Source organism: Streptomyces sp. NPDC006463 (assembly GCF_042870715.1).
Classification (GTDB): Bacteria; Actinomycetota; Actinomycetes; order Streptomycetales; family Streptomycetaceae; genus Streptomyces.
Genome location: NZ_JBIAHP010000002.1, coordinates 112,800 through 132,580, shown reverse-complemented (window position 1 = coordinate 132,580; position 19,781 = coordinate 112,800). Strand labels below are relative to the sequence as shown.

General features: G+C 70.2%; 16 protein-coding genes. 10 read left to right on the top strand and 6 right to left on the bottom strand.

Features of this window, described 5'->3' with window-relative positions:
• Positions 1 to 46: 46 nt before the first annotated feature.
• The 7 genes from ACFYOB_RS04400 to pgi all read left to right on the top strand — a co-directional run bounded on the left by ACFYOB_RS04400 (position 47) and on the right by pgi (position 9,156).
• On the top strand, positions 47 to 3,004 hold the full coding sequence (locus ACFYOB_RS04400; protein WP_388554350.1) for a M14 family zinc carboxypeptidase: 2,958 nt from the start codon (positions 47 to 49) through the stop codon (positions 3,002 to 3,004).
• Positions 3,005 to 3,214: 210 nt separating this feature from the next.
• Positions 3,215 to 4,222: a type I glyceraldehyde-3-phosphate dehydrogenase gene (gap, locus tag ACFYOB_RS04395; protein ID WP_328925084.1), complete on the top strand. Its 1,008-nt coding sequence runs from the start codon at positions 3,215 to 3,217 to the stop codon at positions 4,220 to 4,222.
• 139 nt (positions 4,223 to 4,361) lie between these two features.
• Positions 4,362 to 5,573 (top strand): phosphoglycerate kinase, encoded by a 1,212-nt coding sequence (locus ACFYOB_RS04390; RefSeq protein ID WP_388554347.1) that lies wholly within the window; start codon positions 4,362 to 4,364, stop codon positions 5,571 to 5,573.
• A 6-nt stretch (positions 5,574 to 5,579) separates the two neighbouring features.
• Entirely contained in the window at positions 5,580 to 6,368 is a 789-nt protein-coding gene (tpiA, locus tag ACFYOB_RS04385; RefSeq protein WP_388554344.1) for a triose-phosphate isomerase, read from the top strand.
• Positions 6,369 to 6,498: 130 nt separating this feature from the next.
• Positions 6,499 to 6,729: a preprotein translocase subunit SecG gene (secG, locus tag ACFYOB_RS04380; RefSeq protein ID WP_388555544.1), complete on the top strand. Its 231-nt coding sequence runs from the start codon at positions 6,499 to 6,501 to the stop codon at positions 6,727 to 6,729.
• 259 nt (positions 6,730 to 6,988) lie between these two features.
• Entirely contained in the window at positions 6,989 to 7,276 is a 288-nt protein-coding gene (locus tag ACFYOB_RS04375; protein ID WP_030197743.1) for an RNA polymerase-binding protein RbpA, read from the top strand.
• 173 nt (positions 7,277 to 7,449) lie between these two features.
• A complete protein-coding gene (gene pgi, locus ACFYOB_RS04370) occupies positions 7,450 to 9,156 on the top strand; it encodes a glucose-6-phosphate isomerase (protein ID WP_388555541.1) in 1,707 nt (568 codons plus the stop codon).
• Between the two features lie 66 nt (positions 9,157 to 9,222).
• Here the strand turns inward: pgi and pgl are convergent, their stop codons facing one another.
• From pgl to tkt, 5 genes are all read right to left on the bottom strand, one after another.
• Positions 9,223 to 10,002: a 6-phosphogluconolactonase gene (pgl, locus tag ACFYOB_RS04365; RefSeq protein WP_388554341.1), complete on the bottom strand. Its 780-nt coding sequence runs from the start codon at positions 10,000 to 10,002 to the stop codon at positions 9,223 to 9,225.
• 162 nt (positions 10,003 to 10,164) lie between these two features.
• Positions 10,165 to 11,193: a glucose-6-phosphate dehydrogenase assembly protein OpcA gene (gene opcA, locus ACFYOB_RS04360; protein ID WP_388554338.1), complete on the bottom strand. Its 1,029-nt coding sequence runs from the start codon at positions 11,191 to 11,193 to the stop codon at positions 10,165 to 10,167.
• Entirely contained in the window at positions 11,190 to 12,716 is a 1,527-nt protein-coding gene (gene zwf, locus ACFYOB_RS04355) for a glucose-6-phosphate dehydrogenase (RefSeq protein ID WP_388554336.1), read from the bottom strand. The genes opcA and zwf overlap by 4 nt, the downstream gene beginning before the upstream one ends.
• 5 nt (positions 12,717 to 12,721) lie before the next feature.
• On the bottom strand, positions 12,722 to 13,840 hold the full coding sequence (gene tal / locus ACFYOB_RS04350; RefSeq protein ID WP_388554333.1) for a transaldolase: 1,119 nt from the start codon (positions 13,838 to 13,840) through the stop codon (positions 12,722 to 12,724).
• A gap of 34 nt (positions 13,841 to 13,874) precedes the next feature.
• Positions 13,875 to 15,962 carry a transketolase gene (gene tkt, locus ACFYOB_RS04345; RefSeq protein ID WP_388554330.1) on the bottom strand — a complete coding sequence of 696 codons (2,088 nt, stop codon included), beginning with the start codon at positions 15,960 to 15,962 and terminating at the stop codon, positions 13,875 to 13,877.
• A gap of 298 nt (positions 15,963 to 16,260) precedes the next feature.
• Between tkt and ACFYOB_RS04340 the strand changes: the two genes are divergently transcribed.
• The 3 genes from ACFYOB_RS04340 to ACFYOB_RS04330 all read left to right on the top strand — a co-directional run bounded on the left by ACFYOB_RS04340 (position 16,261) and on the right by ACFYOB_RS04330 (position 18,781).
• The gene (locus tag ACFYOB_RS04340; RefSeq protein WP_388554327.1) at positions 16,261 to 17,202 is read left to right on the top strand and encodes a heme o synthase; all 942 of its coding nucleotides are present in this window, start codon (positions 16,261 to 16,263) and stop codon (positions 17,200 to 17,202) included.
• A gap of 24 nt (positions 17,203 to 17,226) precedes the next feature.
• The gene (locus ACFYOB_RS04335; protein WP_388554324.1) at positions 17,227 to 17,562 is read left to right on the top strand and encodes a hypothetical protein; all 336 of its coding nucleotides are present in this window, start codon (positions 17,227 to 17,229) and stop codon (positions 17,560 to 17,562) included.
• Positions 17,563 to 17,686: 124 nt separating this feature from the next.
• On the top strand, positions 17,687 to 18,781 hold the full coding sequence (locus ACFYOB_RS04330; protein WP_388554322.1) for an amidohydrolase family protein: 1,095 nt from the start codon (positions 17,687 to 17,689) through the stop codon (positions 18,779 to 18,781).
• Between the two features lie 10 nt (positions 18,782 to 18,791).
• Here ACFYOB_RS04330 and ACFYOB_RS04325 read toward each other — a convergent pair whose 3' ends face one another.
• The gene (locus ACFYOB_RS04325) at positions 18,792 to 19,781 is read right to left on the bottom strand and encodes a heme A synthase (RefSeq protein WP_388554319.1); all 990 of its coding nucleotides are present in this window, start codon (positions 19,779 to 19,781) and stop codon (positions 18,792 to 18,794) included.

Genomic DNA, 19,781 nt, shown 5'->3' with positions numbered 1-19,781 from the left:
GCTGGCGTCCGAACGCTTTCGTGGCAGACGACGCCCAGGGGGGCACATGAGGCACCGCGCGAGATCGATCCTCGCCGCAAGCGCACTCGTCTTCGGAACCACACTTGCCGTACTGCCCGGCGCGGCGCAGGCCCAACCGGGTTCCACCGCCGCATCCGATGCCGAAGTGCGGGTCTACGACGCCGACATCACCCGGGAGCAGGTCCCGCTCGTCCTCGCGGCCGGCCAGGACGCGCACGAGCTCAACAAGCAGGTCCCGCAGACCGGCACCGCTGCCGTCGAGCTCTTCCTCACCGGCGCCCAGGCCGGGGAGCTCACCGCCCAGGGCGTCAAGCTCACCGAACGCAAGGTCCCGGCCGAGGGCCTGGCCCGCGCCAAGGCCGCCGGGGACGGCGTGTTCCGCCCGTACAGCGGCAAGGGCGGTCTCCAGGAGGAGATCCTGCGGACCGCCCAGCAGAACCCGGCGCTCACCAAGGTCGTCTCCATCGGCAAGACCGTCCAGGGCAAGGACATCCTCGCCCTCAAGGTCAGCAAGAACGCCAGGAAGACCAAGGACGGCGACAAGCCGTCCGTGCTCTACATGTCCAACCAGCACGCCCGTGAGTGGATCACCCCCGAGATGACCCGGCGGCTGATGCACCACACCCTCGACAACTACGGCAAGGACCCGAGGATCACCAGCCTCGTGGACTCCACGGAGCTGTGGTTCCTGCTCTCGGCCAACCCCGACGGGTACGACTTCACGCACGCGCCCGACGGCGAGCGGCTGTGGCGCAAGAACCTGCGCGACAACAACGGCGACGGCAAGATCACCACCGGCGACGGGGTCGACCTCAACCGGAACTTCGCCTTCAAGTGGGGTTACGACAACGAGGGCTCCTCGCCCAGGCAGGCGAGCGAGACCTACCGCGGCCCCAAGGCGTCCTCCGAGCCCGAGACCGCCGCCCTCGACGCCTTCGAGAAGCGCATCGGCTTCGAGTACGCCGTCAACTACCACTCCGCCGCCGAGCTGCTGCTCTACGGCGTGGGCTGGCAGGTGGCCACCCCCACCCCCGACGACATCGCCTACAAGGCGCTCGCCGGCACCCCGGAGAACCCCGCCGTCCCCGGCTACTACCCACAGGTCTCCTCCGAGCTCTACACCACCAACGGCGAGGCCGACGGCCACGCCTCCAACGTCAACGGCGTCATGATGTTCACGCCGGAGATGACCACCTGCCAGACGGCCTCCGCGAGCGACCCGAACGACCAGTGGAAGCCCGAGGACTGCGCCTCCGGCTTCAACTTCCCGGACGACGAGAAGCTCATCCAGGCGGAGTTCGCCAAGAACGTCTCCTTCGCCCTCTCGGTCGGCGAGAGCGCCGCGCACCCGGACCGGCCGGCGTCCTCCGTGGGCCTGAGCGCCGCCGACTTCACGCTCGACCCCTTCACCACCTCCTACGTCGCCCGCGGCGAGGACCAGACGGTCGCCGTCACGGCCCGCAAGGCGCTGAAGGACAAGGAGCTCAACTTCAGGATCAACGGCGGCCGCACGCACGACGAGGACCTGAGGGCCTGGAAGGGCGGCGACGTCTACGGCGGCGACGACAACAACTGGTTCGACGAGTACCGGGCCGAGGTGGACGGCGCCAGGCCCGGCGACAAGGTCGAGGTCTGGTTCACCGGCCGCGACCGCTCCGGCAAGACGGTTTCCAGCGAGCACTTCACGTACACGGTGGCCGAGCGGCCGCGCGCGGACGTGCTGGTGATCGCGGAGGAGGGCACCAAGGCCCAGCACGCCCAGACCTACGTCGACGCCCTGCGCGCCAACGGCAGGTCCGCCGCGGTCTGGGACGTCGCCACCCAGGGCGTCCCGCACCACCTCGGTGTGCTGTCCCACTTCGGTACGGCCGTCCACTACACCGGCGCCAAGACCCCCGGCGGCGACACCCAGCTGGCGGTGCGCGACTTCCTGAACGAGGGCGGCAAGCTGATCGAGGCCGGTGAGCTGGCGGGCGGCAACGCCCAGGTCGGCCGCGCCGTGACCAACGACTTCAGCCAGTACTGGCTCGGCGCGTACGGCCGTACCAGCACCCCCGGTGCCAACGGCTTCACCGGCGCCGGGCCGCTGAACGGCGCGAAGGGCGGCCTCGGTGACGCCGCGGGCAACCCGCTGAACGCCCCCGGCTCCTACACCGTGACCTCCGAGACCCTGGCCCCCGCGCAGTTCCCGCAGTTCAAGAGCGCGCAGGCGGGCCAGTTCACAGGGGTCGTGAACCCGTACGCCCCCTACGCGGGCAGCTCGATGGCCTCGGCCCTCCACGAGGACGACGACTGGAAGCGGCTGGTCCGCACGGTCGACCTGACCAAGGTCACCGCCGCCGACAAGCCGCAGCTGGCGCTCGCGCTGAGCTGGAACACCGAGGAGGCCTACGACCACGCCGTGCTGGAGGCGCACACGGTGGGCGCGGACGACTGGACCACCCTGCCGGACGCGGGCGGCCTGAGCAGCACGGCCGTTCCCGAGGAGTGCGGCGCCGGGTTCTTCGTCAACGGCCACCCGTTCCTGCGCCATTACCTCACCCTGGACGGCGGCGGCTGCACCGCCAAGGGCACCAGCGGCGCGTGGAACAGCTTCACGGGCTCCTCCGGCGGCTGGAAGCAGGTCTCCTTCGACCTGAGCGCCTACGCGGGCAAGACCGTCGAGGTCTCGCTCTCCTACATCACCGACGGAGGCTCCGGCGGCCGCGGCGTCTTCGCGGACGAGGCACGCCTGAAGGTCGGCGGCGCGGACCAGGCCGTGGAGGGGTTCGAGACCTCCCTCGGCGCCTGGACCGCCCAGGGCGCGCCTGTGGGAAGCCCTGAAGTTCCCGGCGACTGGGCCCGGACCGGAGAGCTCTTCAAGTCCTATGCCGCGGTCACTACGCGTGACACCGTGCTCCTCGGCTTCGGCCTGGAACACCTGCCGGCCCCCGCGGACCGCGCGCTACTCGTCGGTAAGGCGCTGCGAGCGCTGAACCGCTGATCAGCGGCCCTCCCGGCACTCACCCTGAGTGACGGCGCACGAGGTCCCGAGGTCCCGTTCCGGAGCTTCCGGCGCCGGACCTCGGGGCGTGTCAGGCTCCGACCGATGTCACCCAAAAGCTCACGGAGAGGTAGGGTCGTAAGCGGTCGGGGACATCCCATTTACAGCTCGCCGGCGCTCTTACCGGCGCACCAACGAGGAGATCGGTTCGTGACGATCCGCGTAGGCATCAACGGTTTTGGCCGAATTGGCCGCAACTACTTCCGGGCGCTCCTTGAGCAGGGAGCGGACATCGAGATCGTCGGTGTCAACGACCTGACTGACAACGCCACCCTGGTGCACCTGCTCAAGTACGACACGATCCTGGGCCGCCTCAAGCACGAGGTCTCCCACACCGCCGACACCATCACGGTCGGCGGCAACACCTTCAAGACCTTCGCCGAGCGTGACCCCGCGAACCTCCCCTGGGGTGAGCTGGGCGCCGACATCGTCATCGAGTCGACCGGCATCTTCACCAAGAAGGCCGACGCCGCCAAGCACATCGCCGCAGGCGCGAAGAAGGTCCTCATCTCGGCTCCGGCCAAGGACGAGGACATCACGATCGTGATGGGCGTCAACCAGGACAAGTACGACGCGGCCAACCACCACGTCATCTCCAACGCCTCCTGCACCACCAACTGCGTGGCGCCGATGGCCAAGGTCCTCGACGAGAACTTCGGCATCGTCAAGGGCATGATGACGACGGTCCACGCGTACACGAACGACCAGCGCATCCTGGACTTCCCGCACTCGGACCTGCGCCGCGCCCGCGCCGCCGCCGAGAACATCATCCCGACCTCGACCGGTGCCGCCAAGGCCACCGCGCTGGTCCTCCCGCAGCTCAAGGGCAAGCTGGACGGCATCGCCATGCGCGTCCCGGTCCCGACCGGCTCGGTCACGGACCTGGTCCTTGAGCTCTCCCGCGAGACCACCGTGGAAGAGATCAACGCCGCCTTCCAGAAGGCCGCGGAGGGTCAGCTCAAGGGCATCCTCGACTACACCGAGGACGCGATCGTCTCTTCCGACATCGTGAACTGGCCCGCGTCCTGCACCTTCGACTCCTCCCTGACGATGGTCCAGGAGGGGACGCAGGTTAAGGTCGTCGGCTGGTACGACAACGAGTGGGGCTACTCCAACCGTCTCGTCGACCTCACGGTCTTCGTCGGTGGCCAGCTCTAAGGTCGCCCGGTTCTAGGTAAGGCACCACGGTGTGAGCACAGGGTCCGGGCAGCGCGACGAAGCGCCGCACGGGCCCTGTTGCTTGCCTCGTTCTCCCTTCCTCGCCCTTCGAGCGAAGGGCACAAAGGAGTAGAAACACATGAAGACGATCGACGAACTGCTCGCCGAAGGCGTCAAGGGCAAGCGGGTCTTCGTCCGCGCGGACCTCAACGTCCCGCTGGCCGAGGGCACCATCACCGACGACGGCCGCATCCGCGCCGTCCAGCCCACGATCGCGAAGCTCGCCGCCTCCGGCGCCCGCGTCATCGTGGCCTCGCACCTGGGCCGCCCCAAGGGCGCCCCGGACCCGGCCTTCTCGCTGGCCCCGGCCGCCGTCCGGCTCGGCGAACTGCTCGGTGCGGACGTGGCGTTCGCCACCGACACCGTCGGCGACTCCGCCAAGGAGACCGTCGCCGCCCTCGCCGACGGCCAGGTCGCCGTCATCGAGAACCTGCGCTTCAACGCCGGTGAGACCGCGAAGGACGACGCCGAGCGCGGCGCCTTCGCGGACCAGCTCGCGGAGCTCGCCGACGTCTACGTCGGCGACGGCTTCGGCGCCGTCCACCGCAAGCACGCCTCGGTCTTCGACCTCCCCGCGCGCCTCCCGCACGCGGCCGGCTACCTCATCGCCACCGAGGTCGGCGTCCTGAAGAAGCTGACCGACGAGGTCGAGCGCCCCTACGTCGTCGTCCTCGGCGGCGCCAAGGTCTCCGACAAGCTCGCCGTCATCGACCAGCTGCTCGGCAAGGCCGACCGCATCCTCATCGGCGGCGGCATGGCGTACACCTTCCTCAAGGCCCTCGGCCACGAGGTCGGCATCTCCCTCCTCCAGGAGGACCAGATCCCGCAGGTCACCGAGTACATGAAGCGCGCGAAGGAGACCGGCGTCGAGCTGGTGCTCCCGGTCGACGTGCTGGTCTCGGCGGAGTTCCCCGACCTCAAGGGCAAGACCCCGGCCACCTTCGAGACGGTCGACGCGGACGGCATCCCCGAGGACAAGGAAGGCCTGGACATCGGCCCCAGGACGCGCGAGCTCTACGCGTCGAAGATCGCCGATGCCGAGACCGTCTTCTGGAACGGCCCGGTCGGCGTCTTCGAGCACCCGGACTACGCGGGCGGCACCACGGCCATCGCGCAGGCCCTGGTCGACAGCAGCGCCTTCACCGTCGTCGGCGGCGGCGACTCGGCCGCGGCCGTGCGTACGCTCGGCTTCGACGAGAAGGCTTTCGGCCACATTTCCACCGGTGGTGGCGCTTCCCTCGAATACCTCGAGGGCAAGACGCTCCCCGGCCTCGCCGCCCTGGAGGGCTGACCCGTAATGACCGCAGTTGAGAACGGCCGCACCCCGCTGATGGCGGGCAACTGGAAGATGAACCTCAACCACCTCGAGGCCATCGCCCACACCCAGAAGCTCGCCTTCGCGCTCGCCGACAAGGACTACGACGCCGTCGAGGTCGCGGTCCTGCCGCCCTTCGTCGACCTGCGCTCCGTCCAGACCCTGGTCGAGGGCGACAAGCTGAAGATCAAGTTCGGCGCGCAGGACATCTCCGCGCACGACTCCGGCGCCTACACCGGCGAGATCTCCGGCTCGATGCTCTCGAAGCTGAAGTGCACGTACGTGGCCGTCGGCCACAGCGAGCGCCGCCAGTACCACGCCGAGACCGACGAGCTCTGCAACGCCAAGGTCAAGGCCGCCTACCGCCACGGGCTCACCCCGATCCTGTGCGTCGGCGAGGGCCTGGACATCCGCAAGGCCGGCCAGCAGGTCGAGTACACGCTGAAGCAGGTCGACGGCGGCCTGGGGGACATCCCGGCCGAGCAGGTCGAGTCCATCGTGATCGCCTACGAGCCCGTGTGGGCCATCGGGACCGGCGAGGTCGCCACCCCCGAGGACGCCCAGGAGGTCTGCGGTGCGATCCGCGGCCGTCTCGCGGAGCTGTACTCGCAGGAGCTGGCCGACAAGGTCCGCATCCAGTACGGCGGCTCGGTGAAGTCCGGGAACATCGCGGCGATCATGGCCCAGCCCGACGTCGACGGAGCCCTGATCGGCGGCGCCGCACTGGACGCGGACGAGTTCGTCAAGATCGTCCGCTTCCGCGACCAGTGAGTATGCGGTAGGACGGATCCGTCGTACCCTTGCGGGGGCCAGAGGCTGAACACCAGCCGCTGGCCCTCGCGCACATCCAGCACACAGCCGGAAAGCCAGAAAAGCCAGAAAGTAGGAATCAGCCGTGATTATGGGGTTCTCGATCGCCCTGATCGTCTTCAGCGCCCTGCTGATGCTGCTCGTGCTGATGCACAAGGGCAAGGGCGGCGGCCTTTCCGACATGTTCGGCGGCGGCATGCAGTCGTCCGTCGGTGGCTCCTCCGTCGCGGAGCGCAACCTGGACCGCATCACCGTCGTGGTCGGTGTCCTGTGGTTCGTGTGCATCATGGCGCTCGGCCTCCTGTCGAAGTCGAGCAGCTGACCGTTCTGGCCATTCCGGCAGTCCGGTCGGCGGTGCCCGGCCTATCATGAGGTCCTGCACCCTGGTTGCGGAACGAGTTATTCTGCTCCCCGCGCCTGAGGGGGGACGATCCCTCCGCACGCTGAACGTGAGTTGGGCTTTTCGTACCCGGGGTGTCTTGAGCAGACATACCTCATGCTTGGCGGCACCATCACGCAGGGGAGTTACGACCGTGGCAAGTGGCAACGCGATCCGTGGTAGCCGGGTCGGCGCGGGGCCGATGGGTGAGGCCGAGCGCGGCGAGTCCGCGCCCCGCCTGCGCATCTCCTTCTGGTGCTCCAACGGGCACGAGACGCAGCCGAGCTTCGCCAGCGACGCGCAGGTGCCGGACACCTGGGACTGCCCGCGCTGCGGGTTCCCGGCCGGCCAGGACCGGGACAACCCGCCGGCGCCGCCGCGTACCGAGCCGTACAAGACGCACCTGGCGTACGTGCGGGAGCGGCGCACGGACGCCGACGGCGAGGCGATCCTCGCCGAGGCCCTCGCCAAACTGCGCGGAGAGATCTGAATCCGCCCGACGCGTGTGAATTGAGGCCCGGTCACCCAGGAGTCTTCTCCTGCGTGACCGGGCCTCTTCGTGCGTGTCCGGGCCGAAGGCGATGTCCGATACGCCGCTTCGCATCCCTTAAGTTGGAGCCCGGCGGGGCACGACAGGACGGAAGAAGTGGGTTGATGTCCGAGATGAACGCAAATCAGGCCGCCGCGCGAAGCGCGTCAAGCGAGGGTGGTGGTGGGCGACGTGAGGGACGTACGAAGCTCAACCGGACGCCGGAGTGGCTCGCACTCGGCAAGCACCGGGAGGAGCTCGGGCAGACGCATCTGCGGGAGCTGTTCGAGGAGAATCCGGGCCGCGGCGCCGGCTACACCCTGCGCGCCGGGGACCTGCACATCGACTACTCGAAGCACCTCGTGACCGACGAGACGCTGACGCTGCTGCGCGAACTGGCGGCGGCGACGGGCGTGGCCGAGCTGCGCGAGGCGATGTTCCGCGGCGAGAAGATCAACGTGACCGAGGGCCGGGCGGTCCTGCACACCGCCCTGCGCGCTCCGGCGGACGCCGTCGTCGAGGTGGACGGCGAGAACGTCGTCCCCGAGGTGCACGCCGTACTCGACAAGATGGCGGCCTTCTCCGGCCAGGTCAGGTCGGGTCAGTGGACCGGCTTCACCGGAAAGCGCATCAGGAACGTCGTCAACATCGGTATCGGCGGCTCCGACCTGGGTCCCGCGATGGCCTACGAGGCGCTGCGCGCCTTCGCCGACCGCGATCTGACGGTGCGCTTCGTGTCCAACGTGGACGGCGCGGACCTGCACGAGGCCGTGCGCGACCTGGACCCGGCCGAGACGCTGTTCATCATCGCCTCCAAGACCTTCACCACCATCGAGACCATCACCAACGCCACTTCGGCGCGCGAATGGCTGCTGGCGGGGCTCGGCGGTGACACGGCGGCCGTGGCGCGGCACTTCGTGGCGCTGTCGACCAACGCCGAGAAGGTGACCGGCTTCGGCATCGATCCGGCCAACATGTTCGGCTTCTGGGACTGGGTCGGCGGCCGCTACTCCTTCGACTCGGCCATCGGCCTCTCCCTGATGATCGCGATCGGTCCGGACGCCTTCCGCGAGCTGCTCGGCGGCTTCCACACCATGGACCGGCACTTCCGCACGGCGCCGCCGGAGGAGAACGCCCCGCTGCTGCTGGGCCTGTTGGGCATCTGGTACGGCAACTTCTTCGACGCGCAGTCGCACGCGGTGCTCCCGTACAGCCACTACCTCTCCCGCTTCACCGCCTACTTGCAGCAGCTGGACATGGAGTCCAACGGCAAGTCGGTGGACCGCGAGGGCAGTCCGGTGGAGTGGCAGACGGGTCCGGTGGTGTGGGGCACGCCCGGCACCAACGGGCAGCACGCCTACTACCAGCTGATCCACCAGGGGACGAAGATGATCCCCGCGGACTTCATCGGCTTCGCGCGCCCGGTGGCGGAGCTGGGCTCCTCCCTCGCCGCCCAGCACGACCTGCTGATGGCGAACTTCTTCGCGCAGACCCAGGCACTGGCCTTCGGCAAGACGGCCGACGAGGTACGGGCGGAGGGCGCCGCCGAGTCGCTGGTCCCGCACAAGACCTTCCACGGGAACCACCCGACGACCACCATCCTGGCCGCCGAGCTCACCCCGGCGGTGCTGGGCCAGCTGATCGCCCTGTACGAGCACAAGGTGTTCGTCCAGGGCGCGGTGTGGAACATCGACTCCTTCGACCAGTGGGGCGTGGAGCTCGGCAAGGTCCTCGCCAAGCGGGTCGAGCCCGCGCTGACGGAGGGTGCGGACGTACCGGGCCTGGACGCCTCGACGAAGGCCCTGGTGGCCGCCTACCGTGAGTTGCGCGGCCGCGGCTGACACACCTGACACGCCTGACATGAGGAAGCGCCCCGCACCGGTCGGTGCGGGGCGCTTCGCCGTACGTCAGGAGGCCGGCGGGTACATCCCGGAGGGGAGCTTGGCGGCTGCCGCGCGGTCCAGGAGCCACAGGGTGCGGGAGCGGCCGTAGGCGGCCGCTGCCGGGGCCTGGAACTCCCCGGCGCCGCCGAGGGCGATGGACACCGCGCCGGCCTTGTCCTCGCCCGCCGCGAGGAGCCAGACCTCTCGGGCGGCCCGGATCGCCGGGAGCGTCAGGGAGATCCGGGTGGGCGGGGGCTTCGGGGCACCGTGGACGCCGACCACCGTGCGTACGGCCTCACGGGTCGCCGGGTGTTCCGGGAAGAGCGAGGCCACGTGGGTGTCGGGGCCGACGCCCAGCATCAGCACGTCGAAGCGGGGGACCGGGCCGTGGTCCTCCGGCCCGGCCGCCGCCGCCAGCTCGGCCGCGTACGCCGCCGCGGCGGCGTCCACGTCGTTGCCGTACGGGCCGTCAGAGGCCGGCATGACGTGTACCCGGGCTGGATCCACCGGGACGGAGTCCAGGAGGGCCGCACGGGCCTGGGTGTGGTTGCGCTCGGGGTCGTCGGCGGGGACGTAACGCTCGTCGCCCCACCACAGGTCGAGGCGCGACCAGTCGACCGCGTCCCGGGCCGGGGCGGCGGCGAGCGCCGCGAGGAGGCCGTTGCCGTTGCGGCCGCCGGTGAGGACGACGGACGCGCTGCCGCGGGCCGTCTGCGCGTCCACGATCTTCGTGATGAGCCGGGCCGCCGTGGCCTGGGCCATCAGCTCCTTGTCCCGGTGGACGACGACCTGGGGAGTCGTCATACCCATGTGCTGCCGCCTTGTCGGTAGGTCTGGTGGTGTGCGGGTACCGGTGCGCGGAGCCGGCCCTGAAAAGCCGGGCGGGGCTGCACATGCCGCGCAGCAGCATGTGCAGCCCCACCGGCGTCCGGGTCGGAGCCGGAGCAGCGGACCCGCAGGGCCGGGTTACTTGGCCGCGGCCTTCTTCGCCGGCTTGGCCGCCGGCTTCGGGGCCTCGGCCTTGGCCTCGGCCTCGGCGGAGACCTCGGCCGGAGCCTCGGCCGGCGTGGACGAGTCCAGCTTCGACACGCCGAACTTCAGCGAAGCCTCGTACGTGTTGTCCGGGTCCAGCCGGCGCAGCTCCTCCGCCAGGAGCTCGGCCGTGTCGCGGCGCTTGAGCGCCACCGCACGGTCGGGCTGCCCCGGCATGCACAGCGTGGCCAGCGCCCCGTCCGCCCGGTCCAGGACGATCGCGCCGTCCTTGGTCTCCAGCCGCACCGCCGTCAGGCCGGGGCCCGACGACAGCGTGCGCTTGACGGGGACCTGGAGCCGGTCCGCCAGCCACATGGCCAGCAGCTCGCAACTCGGGTTGTCGGCCTCGCCCTCGACGGTCGCCGAGGACACCGACAGGTTCTGCTGGTCCAGCGCGGCCGCCAGCATGGAGCGCCACGGCGTGATCCGGGTCCACGACAGGTCCGTGTCCCCGGGCGCGTACGCCGCGGCCCGCCCGCCGAGGGCCCCGATCGGGTCCTCGGTGGCGTACGTGTCCGTGATCCGGCGCTGGCCCAGCGCACCCAGCGGGTCGCCCGCCAGGTCCGAGGGGGCGCCGTCCGGCCACCAGACCACCACGGGGGCGTCCGGCAGCAGAAGAGGGAGAACCACCGACTGGGCGTGGTCGACCAGTTCGCCGTGAAGGCGGAGCACAACCGTCTCGCCGGTGCCGGAGTCCGCCCCGACGCGGACTTCCGCGTCGAGACGGGCGACCTGGCGGCTGCGCGGCGAGCGGCTGACCCGCTTGACGACGACGACGATCCGCGAGGGGTGTTCGTGGGACGCGTCGTTCGCCGACTTGAGCGCGTCGTACGCGTTCTCCTCGTCGGTCACGATCACCAGCGTGAGGACCATGCCGATGGCCGGCGTGCCGATGTCCCGGCGTGCCTGCACCAACGCGGCGTTGATCTTGCTGGAGTTGGTCTCCGTCAGGTCGATCTTCATGGCCGGCGCCAGCTCCGTCCGTCTCGTGCGAGCATCTCGTCCGCCTCGACCGGACCCCAGGTGCCCGCCGGGTACTGCGCGGGCTTGCCGTGCTTGTCCCAGTACTCCTCGATCGGGTCGAGGATGTTCCAGGAGAGCTCGACCTCCTGGTGACGCGGGAAGAGGTTCGCGTCGCCGAGGAGCACGTCGAGGATGAGCCGCTCGTACGCCTCGGGGCTCGACTCCGTGAAGGACTCGCCGTAGGCGAAGTCCATCGTGACGTCCCGCACCTCCATGGAGGTGCCCGGAACCTTGGAGCCGAAGCGGACCGTCACGCCCTCGTCCGGCTGGACCCGGATGACCAGGGCGTTCTGCCCCAGCTCCTCGGTCGCGCCCGACTCGAACGGGAGGTACGGGGCCCGCTTGAAGACGACCGCGATCTCGGTCACCCGGCGGCCCAGGCGCTTGCCGGTCCGCAGGTAGAACGGGACGCCCGCCCAGCGGCGGTTGTTGATCTCCAGGCGGATGGCCGCGTAGGTGTCGGTCTTCGACTTGGGGTCGATGCCGTCCTCTTCGAGGTACCCGACGACCTTCTCGCCGCCCTGCCACGCCGCCGCGTACTGGCCGCGCACGGTGTGCTTGCCCAGGTCGTCGGGCAGCTGCACGGCGGTCAGCACCTTCAGCTTCTCCGCCACCAGCGCCTTGGGGTGGAAGGAGCCGGGCTCCTCCATCGCCGTCAGCGCGAGCAGCTGGAGCAGATGGTTCTGGATGACGTCACGGGCCGCGCCGATGCCGTCGTAGTACCCCGCCCGGCCGCCGATGCCGATGTCCTCGGCCATGGTGATCTGGACGTGGTCGACGTACGACCGGTTCCAGAGCGGCTCGAACATCGTGTTGGCGAAGCGGAGCGCCAGGATGTTCTGGACGGTCTCCTTGCCGAGGTAGTGGTCGATCCGGAAGACCTCGTCACGCGGGAAGACCTCGTGGACGACCTTGTTGAGTTCCTCGGCGCTCTTCAGGTTGTGGCCGAAGGGCTTCTCGATGACGGCACGCCGCCAGGAGCCCTCCTTCTGCGCCAGACCGTGGTCCTTGAGCTTCTGGACCACCTTGGGGAAGAACTTCGGCGGGACGGACAGGTAGAAGGCGAAGTTGCCGCCCGTGCCCTGCGCCTTGTCGAGGTCGTCGATCGTCGCCTTCAGGGTCTCGAAGGCCGCGTCGTCGTCGAAGTCGCCCTGCACGAACCGGCAGCCCTGTACCAGCTGCTGCCAGACCTCCTCCCGGAACGGCGTGCGCGAGTGCTCCTTGACGGCCTCGTACACCTCCTGGGCGAAGTCCTCGTGCTCCCACTCGCGGCGGGCGAACCCGATCAGCGAGAAGCCCGGCGGGAGAAGACCGCGGTTGGCCAGGTCGTAGACGGCAGGCATCAGCTTCTTGCGCGACAGGTCACCCGTAACGCCGAAAATGACCAGGCCGGACGGCCCCGCGATGCGCGGGAGCCGCCGGTCCTGTGCGTCACGAAGCGGGTTCGCTCCGTTTACAGACAAGGTGTTCAGGCCTCCGTGGGGGCGAGGCGCTCAAGCTCCGCCTCGGTCGACTTCAGCAGGTCGTTCCAGGACGCCTCGAACTTCTCGACGCCCTCGTCCTCGAGCAGCTGCACCACATCGTCGTACGAGATGCCCAGCTTCGCGACCGCGTCGAGCTCGGCGCGCGCCTGCTCGTAGGTCCCGCGCACGGTGTCACCCGTGATCCGGCCGTGGTCGGCGGCGGCCTCCAGGGTGGCCTCCGGCATGGTGTTCACCGTGTTCGGGGCGACCAGGTCGTCCACGTACAGGGTGTCCTTGTACGCCGGGTCCTTGACGCCCGTCGAGGCCCACAGCGCACGCTGCTTGTTGGCGCCGACACGCTCCAGGGCGTTCCACCGGTCGGAGGAGAAGACCTCCTCGTACGCCTCGTAGGCCAGCCGGGCGTTGGCGAGCGCCGCCTTGCCCTTGAGGGCCTTCGCCTCGTCGGTGCCGACGGCGTCCAGGCGCTTGTCGATCTCGCTGTCCACGCGGGACACGAAGAAGGAGGCGACCGAGTGGATCAGGGAGAGGTCCAGGCCGGCGGCCTTGGCCTTCTCCAGACCCGCCAGGTACGCGTCCATGACCTCGCGGTAGCGCGCCAGCGAGAAGATCAGCGTGACGTTGACGCTGATGCCCTTGCCGATGACCTCGGTGATCGCCGGCAGGCCGGCCTTGGTCGCCGGGATCTTGATGAGCGTGTTCGGGCGGTCCACCAGCCAGGCCAGCTGCTTGGCCTCGGCCACGGTCGCCGCGGTCTGGTGGGCCAGACGGGGGTCGACCTCGATGGACACGCGGCCGTCCTGGCCGTCCGTGCGGTCGTAGACCGGCCGCAGGATGTCGGCGGCGTCGCGGACGTCCGCCGTCGTGATCATGCGCAGGGCCTCGTCCACGGTGACCTTGCGCGTCGCGAGGTCGGTGAGCTGCTGCTCGTAGCCCTCGCCGCCGCTGATGGCCTTCTGGAAGATCGCCGGGTTGGTGGTGACACCGACCACGTGCGACTGGTCGATGAGCTCGGCCAGGTTGCCGGACGTGATGCGCTTGCGGGACAGGTCGTCCAGCCAGATCGCCACGCCCTCGTCGGAGAGGCGCTTGAGTGCGTCTGTCATGGGAATTGCATCTCCTACTGGTCTTGTACGGGCGTCAGCGCGCGGCTGCGGCGAGGGAGGCCTTGGCGGCGGCGGTCACGGCCTCGGCGGTGAAGCCGAACTCGCGGAACAGCACCTTCGCGTCGGCGGAGGCGCCGAAGTGCTCCAGCGACACGATCCGGCCGGCGTCGCCGACGTACCGGTGCCAGGTCAGGCCGATGCCGGCCTCGACCGCGACGCGGGCCTTCACCGAGGAGGGCAGGACGCTGTCCTTGTACTCCTGGTCCTGCTCCTCGAACCACTCGACGGACGGCATGGAGACGACCCGGGTGGGGACGCCCTCGGCCTGGAGCTGCTCGCGGGCCTCGACGGCCAGGTGCACCTCGGAGCCGGTGCCGATGAGGACGACCTCGGCGGGACCGCCCTCGGCCTCGAACATCACGTAACCGCCCTTGGCGGCGTCCTCGTTGCGCTCGTAGGTCGGCACGCCCTGGCGGGTCAGCGCCAGACCGTGCGGCGCGCCCTTGCCGAACACCTTGGTGTGGCGGCGCAGGATCTCGCGCCAGGCGATGGCGGTCTCGTTGGCGTCGGCCGGGCGGACGACGTTGAGGCCCGGGATGGCGCGCAGCGAGGCCAGGTGCTCGACCGGCTGGTGGGTCGGGCCGTCCTCGCCGAGACCGATGGAGTCGTGCGTCCACACGTACGTCACCGGGACGTGCATCAGCGCGGAGAGGCGGACGGCGTTGCGCATGTAGTCGGAGAACACCAGGAAGGTGCCGCCGTAGATGCGGGTGTGACCGTGCAGGGCGATGCCGTTCATGGCCGCGGCCATGGCGTGCTCGCGGATGCCGAAGTGGATGGTGCGGCCGTACGGGTCGGCCTCCGGCAGCGGGTTGCCCACCGGCAGGAACGAGGAGTCCTTGTCGATGGTCGTGTTGTTGGAGCCGGCCAGGTCGGCCGAGCCGCCCCACAGCTCCGGGATGACCGCGCCGAGCGCCTGGAGCACCTTGCCGGAGGCGGCGCGGGTGGCCACGCCCTTGCCGGCCTCGAAGACGGGGAGCTTGTCCTCCCAGCCCGCGGGCAGCTCGTTGGCGTTGATGCGGTCGAATTCGGCGGCGCGCTCCGCGTTGGCGGTGCGCCAGGCGGAGAAGTCCTTCTCCCACGCGGCCCGGGCCTCGCGGCCGCGGTCGCCGAGAGCGCGGGTGTGCGCGATGACCTCGTCGGAGACCTCGAAGGTCTGCTCCGGGTCGAAGCCGAGGACGCGCTTGGTGGCCGCGACCTCGTCGTCGCCGAGCGCGGAGCCGTGCGAGGCCTCGGTGCCCTGGGCGGACGGGGCCGGCCAGGCGATGATCGAGCGCATCGCGATGAAGGAGGGGCGCCCGGTCTCGGCCTTGGCGGCCTGGAGGGCGGCGAACAGCGCCTTCGGGTCGAGGTCGCCGTTCTCCTGCTGCGCGACGCGCTGGACGTGCCAGCCGTACGCCTCGTAACGCGCGAGGGTGTCCTCGGAGACGGCCGTCTCGGTGTCACCCTCGATGGAGATGTGGTTGTCGTCCCACAGCAGCACCAGGTTGCCGAGCTTCTGGTGGCCGGCCAGCGCGGACGCCTCGTGGGAGATGCCCTCCTGGAGGCAGCCGTCGCCCGCGATCGCGTAGATCATGTGGTCGAACGGGGAGGCGCCCTGGGCGGCTTCCGGGTCGAACAGGCCGCGCTCGTAGCGGGCGGCCATGGCCATGCCCACCGCGTTGGCGATGCCCTGGCCCAGCGGACCGGTGGTGGTCTCGACGGCGGCCGTGTGGCCGTACTCCGGGTGACCGGGGGTCTTGGAGCCCCAGGTGCGGAACGCCTTGATGTCGTCCAGCTCCAGGCCGAAGCCACCGAGGTAGAGCTGGGTGTAAAGGGTGAGGGACGAGTGCCCCGCGGAGAGCACGAAGCGGTCGCGACCGACCCACTCATGGTCCGCCGGGTCGTGCCGCATCACCTTCTGGAAGAGGGTGTACGCGGCGGGGGCCAGGCTCATCGCCGTACCGGGGTGGCCGTTTCCGACCTTCTGGACCGCGTCAGCGGCCAGGATGCGGGCGGTGTCGACGGCCCGCTGGTCCAGTTCGGTCCACTCGAGCTCTGTGGTGGTCGGCTTGATGCTCACCGTTGGTCAGGGCTCCTCTCCACATGTCTGTTCCCGGTGACGAACGGTCGCACCGGCGCGATTCCGAGCCTACCCCCGCAACGGCGTGCAGCTATTCGAGTGCCCACGGTCCGTCACCACGCCGGCAGCCCGTGTTCACCTGCCCGCCCCGTCCGATCAGCCCAACACGAAGCGACCCCGGCGCGGGGCGACGGAAGCGCAACGTCTAGAGTGGCGTGGTACGCGCAAGCCTCAACCGGCCTTTCATTCACTGAACGGTGCGAGTCCGGGCTTGCTGGATTCTCTCTCAGGGGTGCGTGTGACGGCCGTCGAATCCCGTCCAGCGGGGGTGCTCGGGACGAGCCCCGTCCACCGGCCGTTCGGGGCCCGGGTCATGGCTTTCGTGGCTTTGACCAAGCCGCGGATCATCGAACTTCTGCTGATCACCACAGTGCCGGTGATGTTCCTCGCCGAGCAGGGTGTGCCGTCGCTGTGGCTGGTCCTCGCGACCTGCTTCGGCGGCTACCTGTCCGCGGGCGGCGCCAACGCGCTGAACATGTACATCGACCGCGACATCGACGCCCTGATGGACCGGACCTCGCAGCGCCCGCTGGTGACCGGCATGGTCAGCCCGCGTGAGTGCCTGGCCTTCGGCATCACGCTCGGTGTGGTCTCCACGCTCTTCTTCGGCCTGCTGATCAACTGGCTCTCGGCCGCCCTCGCGCTCGGCGCGCTCCTCTTCTACGTCGTCGTCTACACGATGCTGCTGAAGCGGCGCACCGCCCAGAACATCGTCTGGGGCGGCATCGCGGGCTGCATGCCGGTGCTCATCGGCTGGTCCGCGGTCAAGAACGAGGTCTCCTGGGCCGCGGTCATCCTCTTCCTCGTCATCTTCTTCTGGACCCCGCCGCACTACTGGCCGCTGTCCATGAAGGTGAAGGACGACTACGCGCGTGTCGGCGTGCCGATGCTCCCCGTCGTGGCGGGCAACAAGGTCGTGGCCCGGCAGATCGTCCTCTACAGCTGGGTGATGGTGGGGGTCTCGCTGCTGCTGACCCCGCTGGGGTACACCGGCTGGTTCTACACGGCGGTCGCGCTGGTCGCGGGCGGTTGGTGGCTGTGGGAGGCGCACGCGCTGCACGCCCGCGCCAAGGCCGGCGTGACGGGAGCGAAGCTCAAGGAGATGCGCCTGTTCCACTGGTCCATCACCTATGTGTCGCTGCTGTTCGTGGCGGTGGCCGTGGATCCCTTCCTCCGCTGATTACTCGCCGGTAGCATGCTGTCCATGGCAGACACCACCGCAGACAAGAAGCAGGACCGCACCGCGGCGAAGCTGGCCAGGCAGATCGGCGCCTTCGCCGGGCTGCACGGCGGCGCCGAAGGCCACCTCGCCCACATCGGCCAGGCCGGCACCCGGATCGTGCTCGTGGGCAACGACGGCGAATGGGGCGACCTGGTCGCCCCGACCTTCGCGGTGGCCCAGCTGGCAGCCGAGAAGGCCGGACTGACCCTCCACGAAGAGTTCGACGGGGAGTTCGCCGCGCGCGTGCGCACCGGCCCCTACGAGTGGACGCGGATGGCCGGCATCCAGCTCGGCGGGCAGCAGAACCCGGCGGCCTGACCCCTTCCGGGCGCCGTCCGGGGTCCGGAGTGGTCGCTCGGTCAACAGCGCGAGCAACACCTCACACCCCGCTCACCCGTTAGGACGTGTGGAACCCTCCCCACGTCCGCAACGGGATGCCCGGATGATCGAAACGCCGCCCCTGGTGGACCAGTACTGCCACGGAGTCCTCCGTGCGGAGCTGGGCCTGGGCACCTTCGAGGCCGAGCTGATCCGCTCGGCCGGCCCGCCCGCCGCGGGTACCACCTTCTTCGACACGCAGACCGGTTTCGCGGTGCGCCGCTGGTGCCCGCCGCTGCTCGGGCTGGAGCCGCACTGCGCTCCCGCCCGCTATCTGGCCCGGCGGCGCGAGCTGGGCACGGTCGAGTCCGCTCGGCTGCTGCTGCGGGGCGCCGGGGTCGGCGCCTACCTGGTCGACACCGGCGTGGCGGGTGACGTCACCGGCCCCAAGGAGCTGGCCCTCGCCGGGAACGCCGAGACCTTCGAGGCGGTCCGGCCGGAGCTGCTGGCCGAGCAGGTCGCCGACACCTCCGGGACGGTGGCCGCCTTCCTCGCCAATCTCGCCGAGGCCATGCACCACGCCGCCACCGGGGCCGTGGCCTTCACCTGCGGCGCGGCCGCCGACTATCCGGTCGTCCTGGACCGCGCGCCCGAGCCGCCCGATCCGGGCGAGGTGAGCGGGGCGGCCGGGCGGTGGCTGGCCCGACGGGTCAGGGGCGAGCCCGTACGTGACCCCGTACTCCTGCGGCACCTGCTGTGGAGCGCGGTGGCGTCCGGGCTGCCGCTCCAGCTGCACACGGGCGCGGGGGATCCGGTGCGCCTCACGCGGTTCGTGCAGGCCACCGCCGGTCGGGGGACGCGGCTGGTGCTGCTCGGCGGATACCCGTACCACCGGCACACGGCGCAACTGGCCGCGTCCTTCCCGCACGTCTACGCGGATGCCGGCGCGGCCCTCGGCCAGACCGGGGCGCGGGCCGCGGCGGTCCTGGCCGAGCTGCTGGAACACGCCCCGTTCGGGAAGCTGCTGTTCTCCAGCGGCGGGAGGCAGCTGCCCGAGCTGCACGCGGTGGGCGCCCTGGTGTTCCGGGAGGCGCTGGGCCGGGTGCTGGGCGGTTGGGTCGGCGACGGGTCCTGGTCCTGGCGGGACGCGGGCCGGGTGGCCTCCATGGTCGCGGCGGGCAATGCCCGCCGCGTCTACCGGCTGGACGAGCGGGCGTGAGTCCCGCGGCTCAGACGGTGGAGAGCTGGGGGTCGCCCTGGGCGGGGATCTCCGCCTGTTCGGCCGGCCGCTCGCGCAGGCTCAGCGCGAGCCGGAGCACCGAGATCCACACCAGGCAGGAGCCCAGCATGTGGGCGGCGACGAGGATCTCGGGCAGCTCGGTGAAGAACTGCACGTAGCCGATGCCGCCCTGCGCGAGCAGCACGATCAGCAGGTCACGGGCGCGGGCCCGGGTGTCCGCGGGGGCGTCGACCACGCGCAGCACCAGCCACATCGCCACGGCCAGCGCGCACACCACCCAGGCGGCGACGGCGTGCACGTGGGCGGTGGCCGACCAGTCGAACGGCATCCGCTCGATCTCGCTGCGGTCACCGGCGTGCGGTCCGGAACCGGTGACCACCGTGCCCGCCGCGATCAGTACGAAGGTCACCGCGAGCAGCGCCCACGCCAGCTTGCGCACCGGGCCGGGCACGCGCGGCCGCGGGGCGCAGTCGCCCTCCCGGGTGCGCTGCCAGGTCACCGTCGTCACGGTGATCAGCGAGGTGGCCAGCAGGAAGTGCCCGGCCACGCTGTAGGGGTTGAGACCCGTCATGACGGTGATGCCGCCGAGCACGGCATTGGCCGTCACGATGACGAACTGGACCCACCCGAGCTTCGTCAGCTCGTCGCGCCAGGGCTTGGCCGAGCGGGCCGCGAGGATGACCCAGCCGACGGCCGCGCAGAGCACGTACGTCAGCATCCGGTTGCCGAACTCGATGGCGCCGTGGAAGCCCTGGGCCGGAGTCGCGACCAGGCTGTCGTCGGTGCACTTGGGCCAGGTGTCGCAGCCGAGTCCGGATCCGGTCAGCCGCACCGCGCCGCCGGTGACGACGATGACCACGCTCATGAGGAGCGCGGCGGCCGCGGCCCGCCGGACGATCCGGGGTGACGGAGTCCAGCGACTGGCGATGTATGCGAATGGGTTCAACACGGCTCCTATCGTAGGCGGAGCCTTGTGCAA

Bases quoted from the DNA above. Each gene is read 5' to 3' on its own strand.
- ACFYOB_RS04400 (WP_388554350.1), top strand. From the start codon at position 47: ATGAGGCACCGCGCGAGATCGATCCTCGCCGCAAGCGCACTCGTCTTC.
- ACFYOB_RS04390 (WP_388554347.1), top strand. From the start codon at position 4,362: ATGAAGACGATCGACGAACTGCTCGCCGAAGGCGTCAAGGGCAAGCGG.
- tpiA (WP_388554344.1), top strand. From the start codon at position 5,580: ATGACCGCAGTTGAGAACGGCCGCACCCCGCTGATGGCGGGCAACTGG.
- secG (WP_388555544.1), top strand. From the start codon at position 6,499: ATGGGGTTCTCGATCGCCCTGATCGTCTTCAGCGCCCTGCTGATGCTG.
- ACFYOB_RS04375 (WP_030197743.1), top strand. From the start codon at position 6,989: ATGGGTGAGGCCGAGCGCGGCGAGTCCGCGCCCCGCCTGCGCATCTCC.
- pgi (WP_388555541.1), top strand. From the start codon at position 7,450: ATGAACGCAAATCAGGCCGCCGCGCGAAGCGCGTCAAGCGAGGGTGGT.
- pgl (WP_388554341.1), bottom strand. From the start codon at position 10,002: ATGACGACTCCCCAGGTCGTCGTCCACCGGGACAAGGAGCTGATGGCC.
- opcA (WP_388554338.1), bottom strand. From the start codon at position 11,193: ATGAAGATCGACCTGACGGAGACCAACTCCAGCAAGATCAACGCCGCG.
- tal (WP_388554333.1), bottom strand. From the start codon at position 13,840: ATGACAGACGCACTCAAGCGCCTCTCCGACGAGGGCGTGGCGATCTGG.
- ACFYOB_RS04335 (WP_388554324.1), top strand. From the start codon at position 17,227: ATGGCAGACACCACCGCAGACAAGAAGCAGGACCGCACCGCGGCGAAG.
- ACFYOB_RS04330 (WP_388554322.1), top strand. From the start codon at position 17,687: ATGATCGAAACGCCGCCCCTGGTGGACCAGTACTGCCACGGAGTCCTC.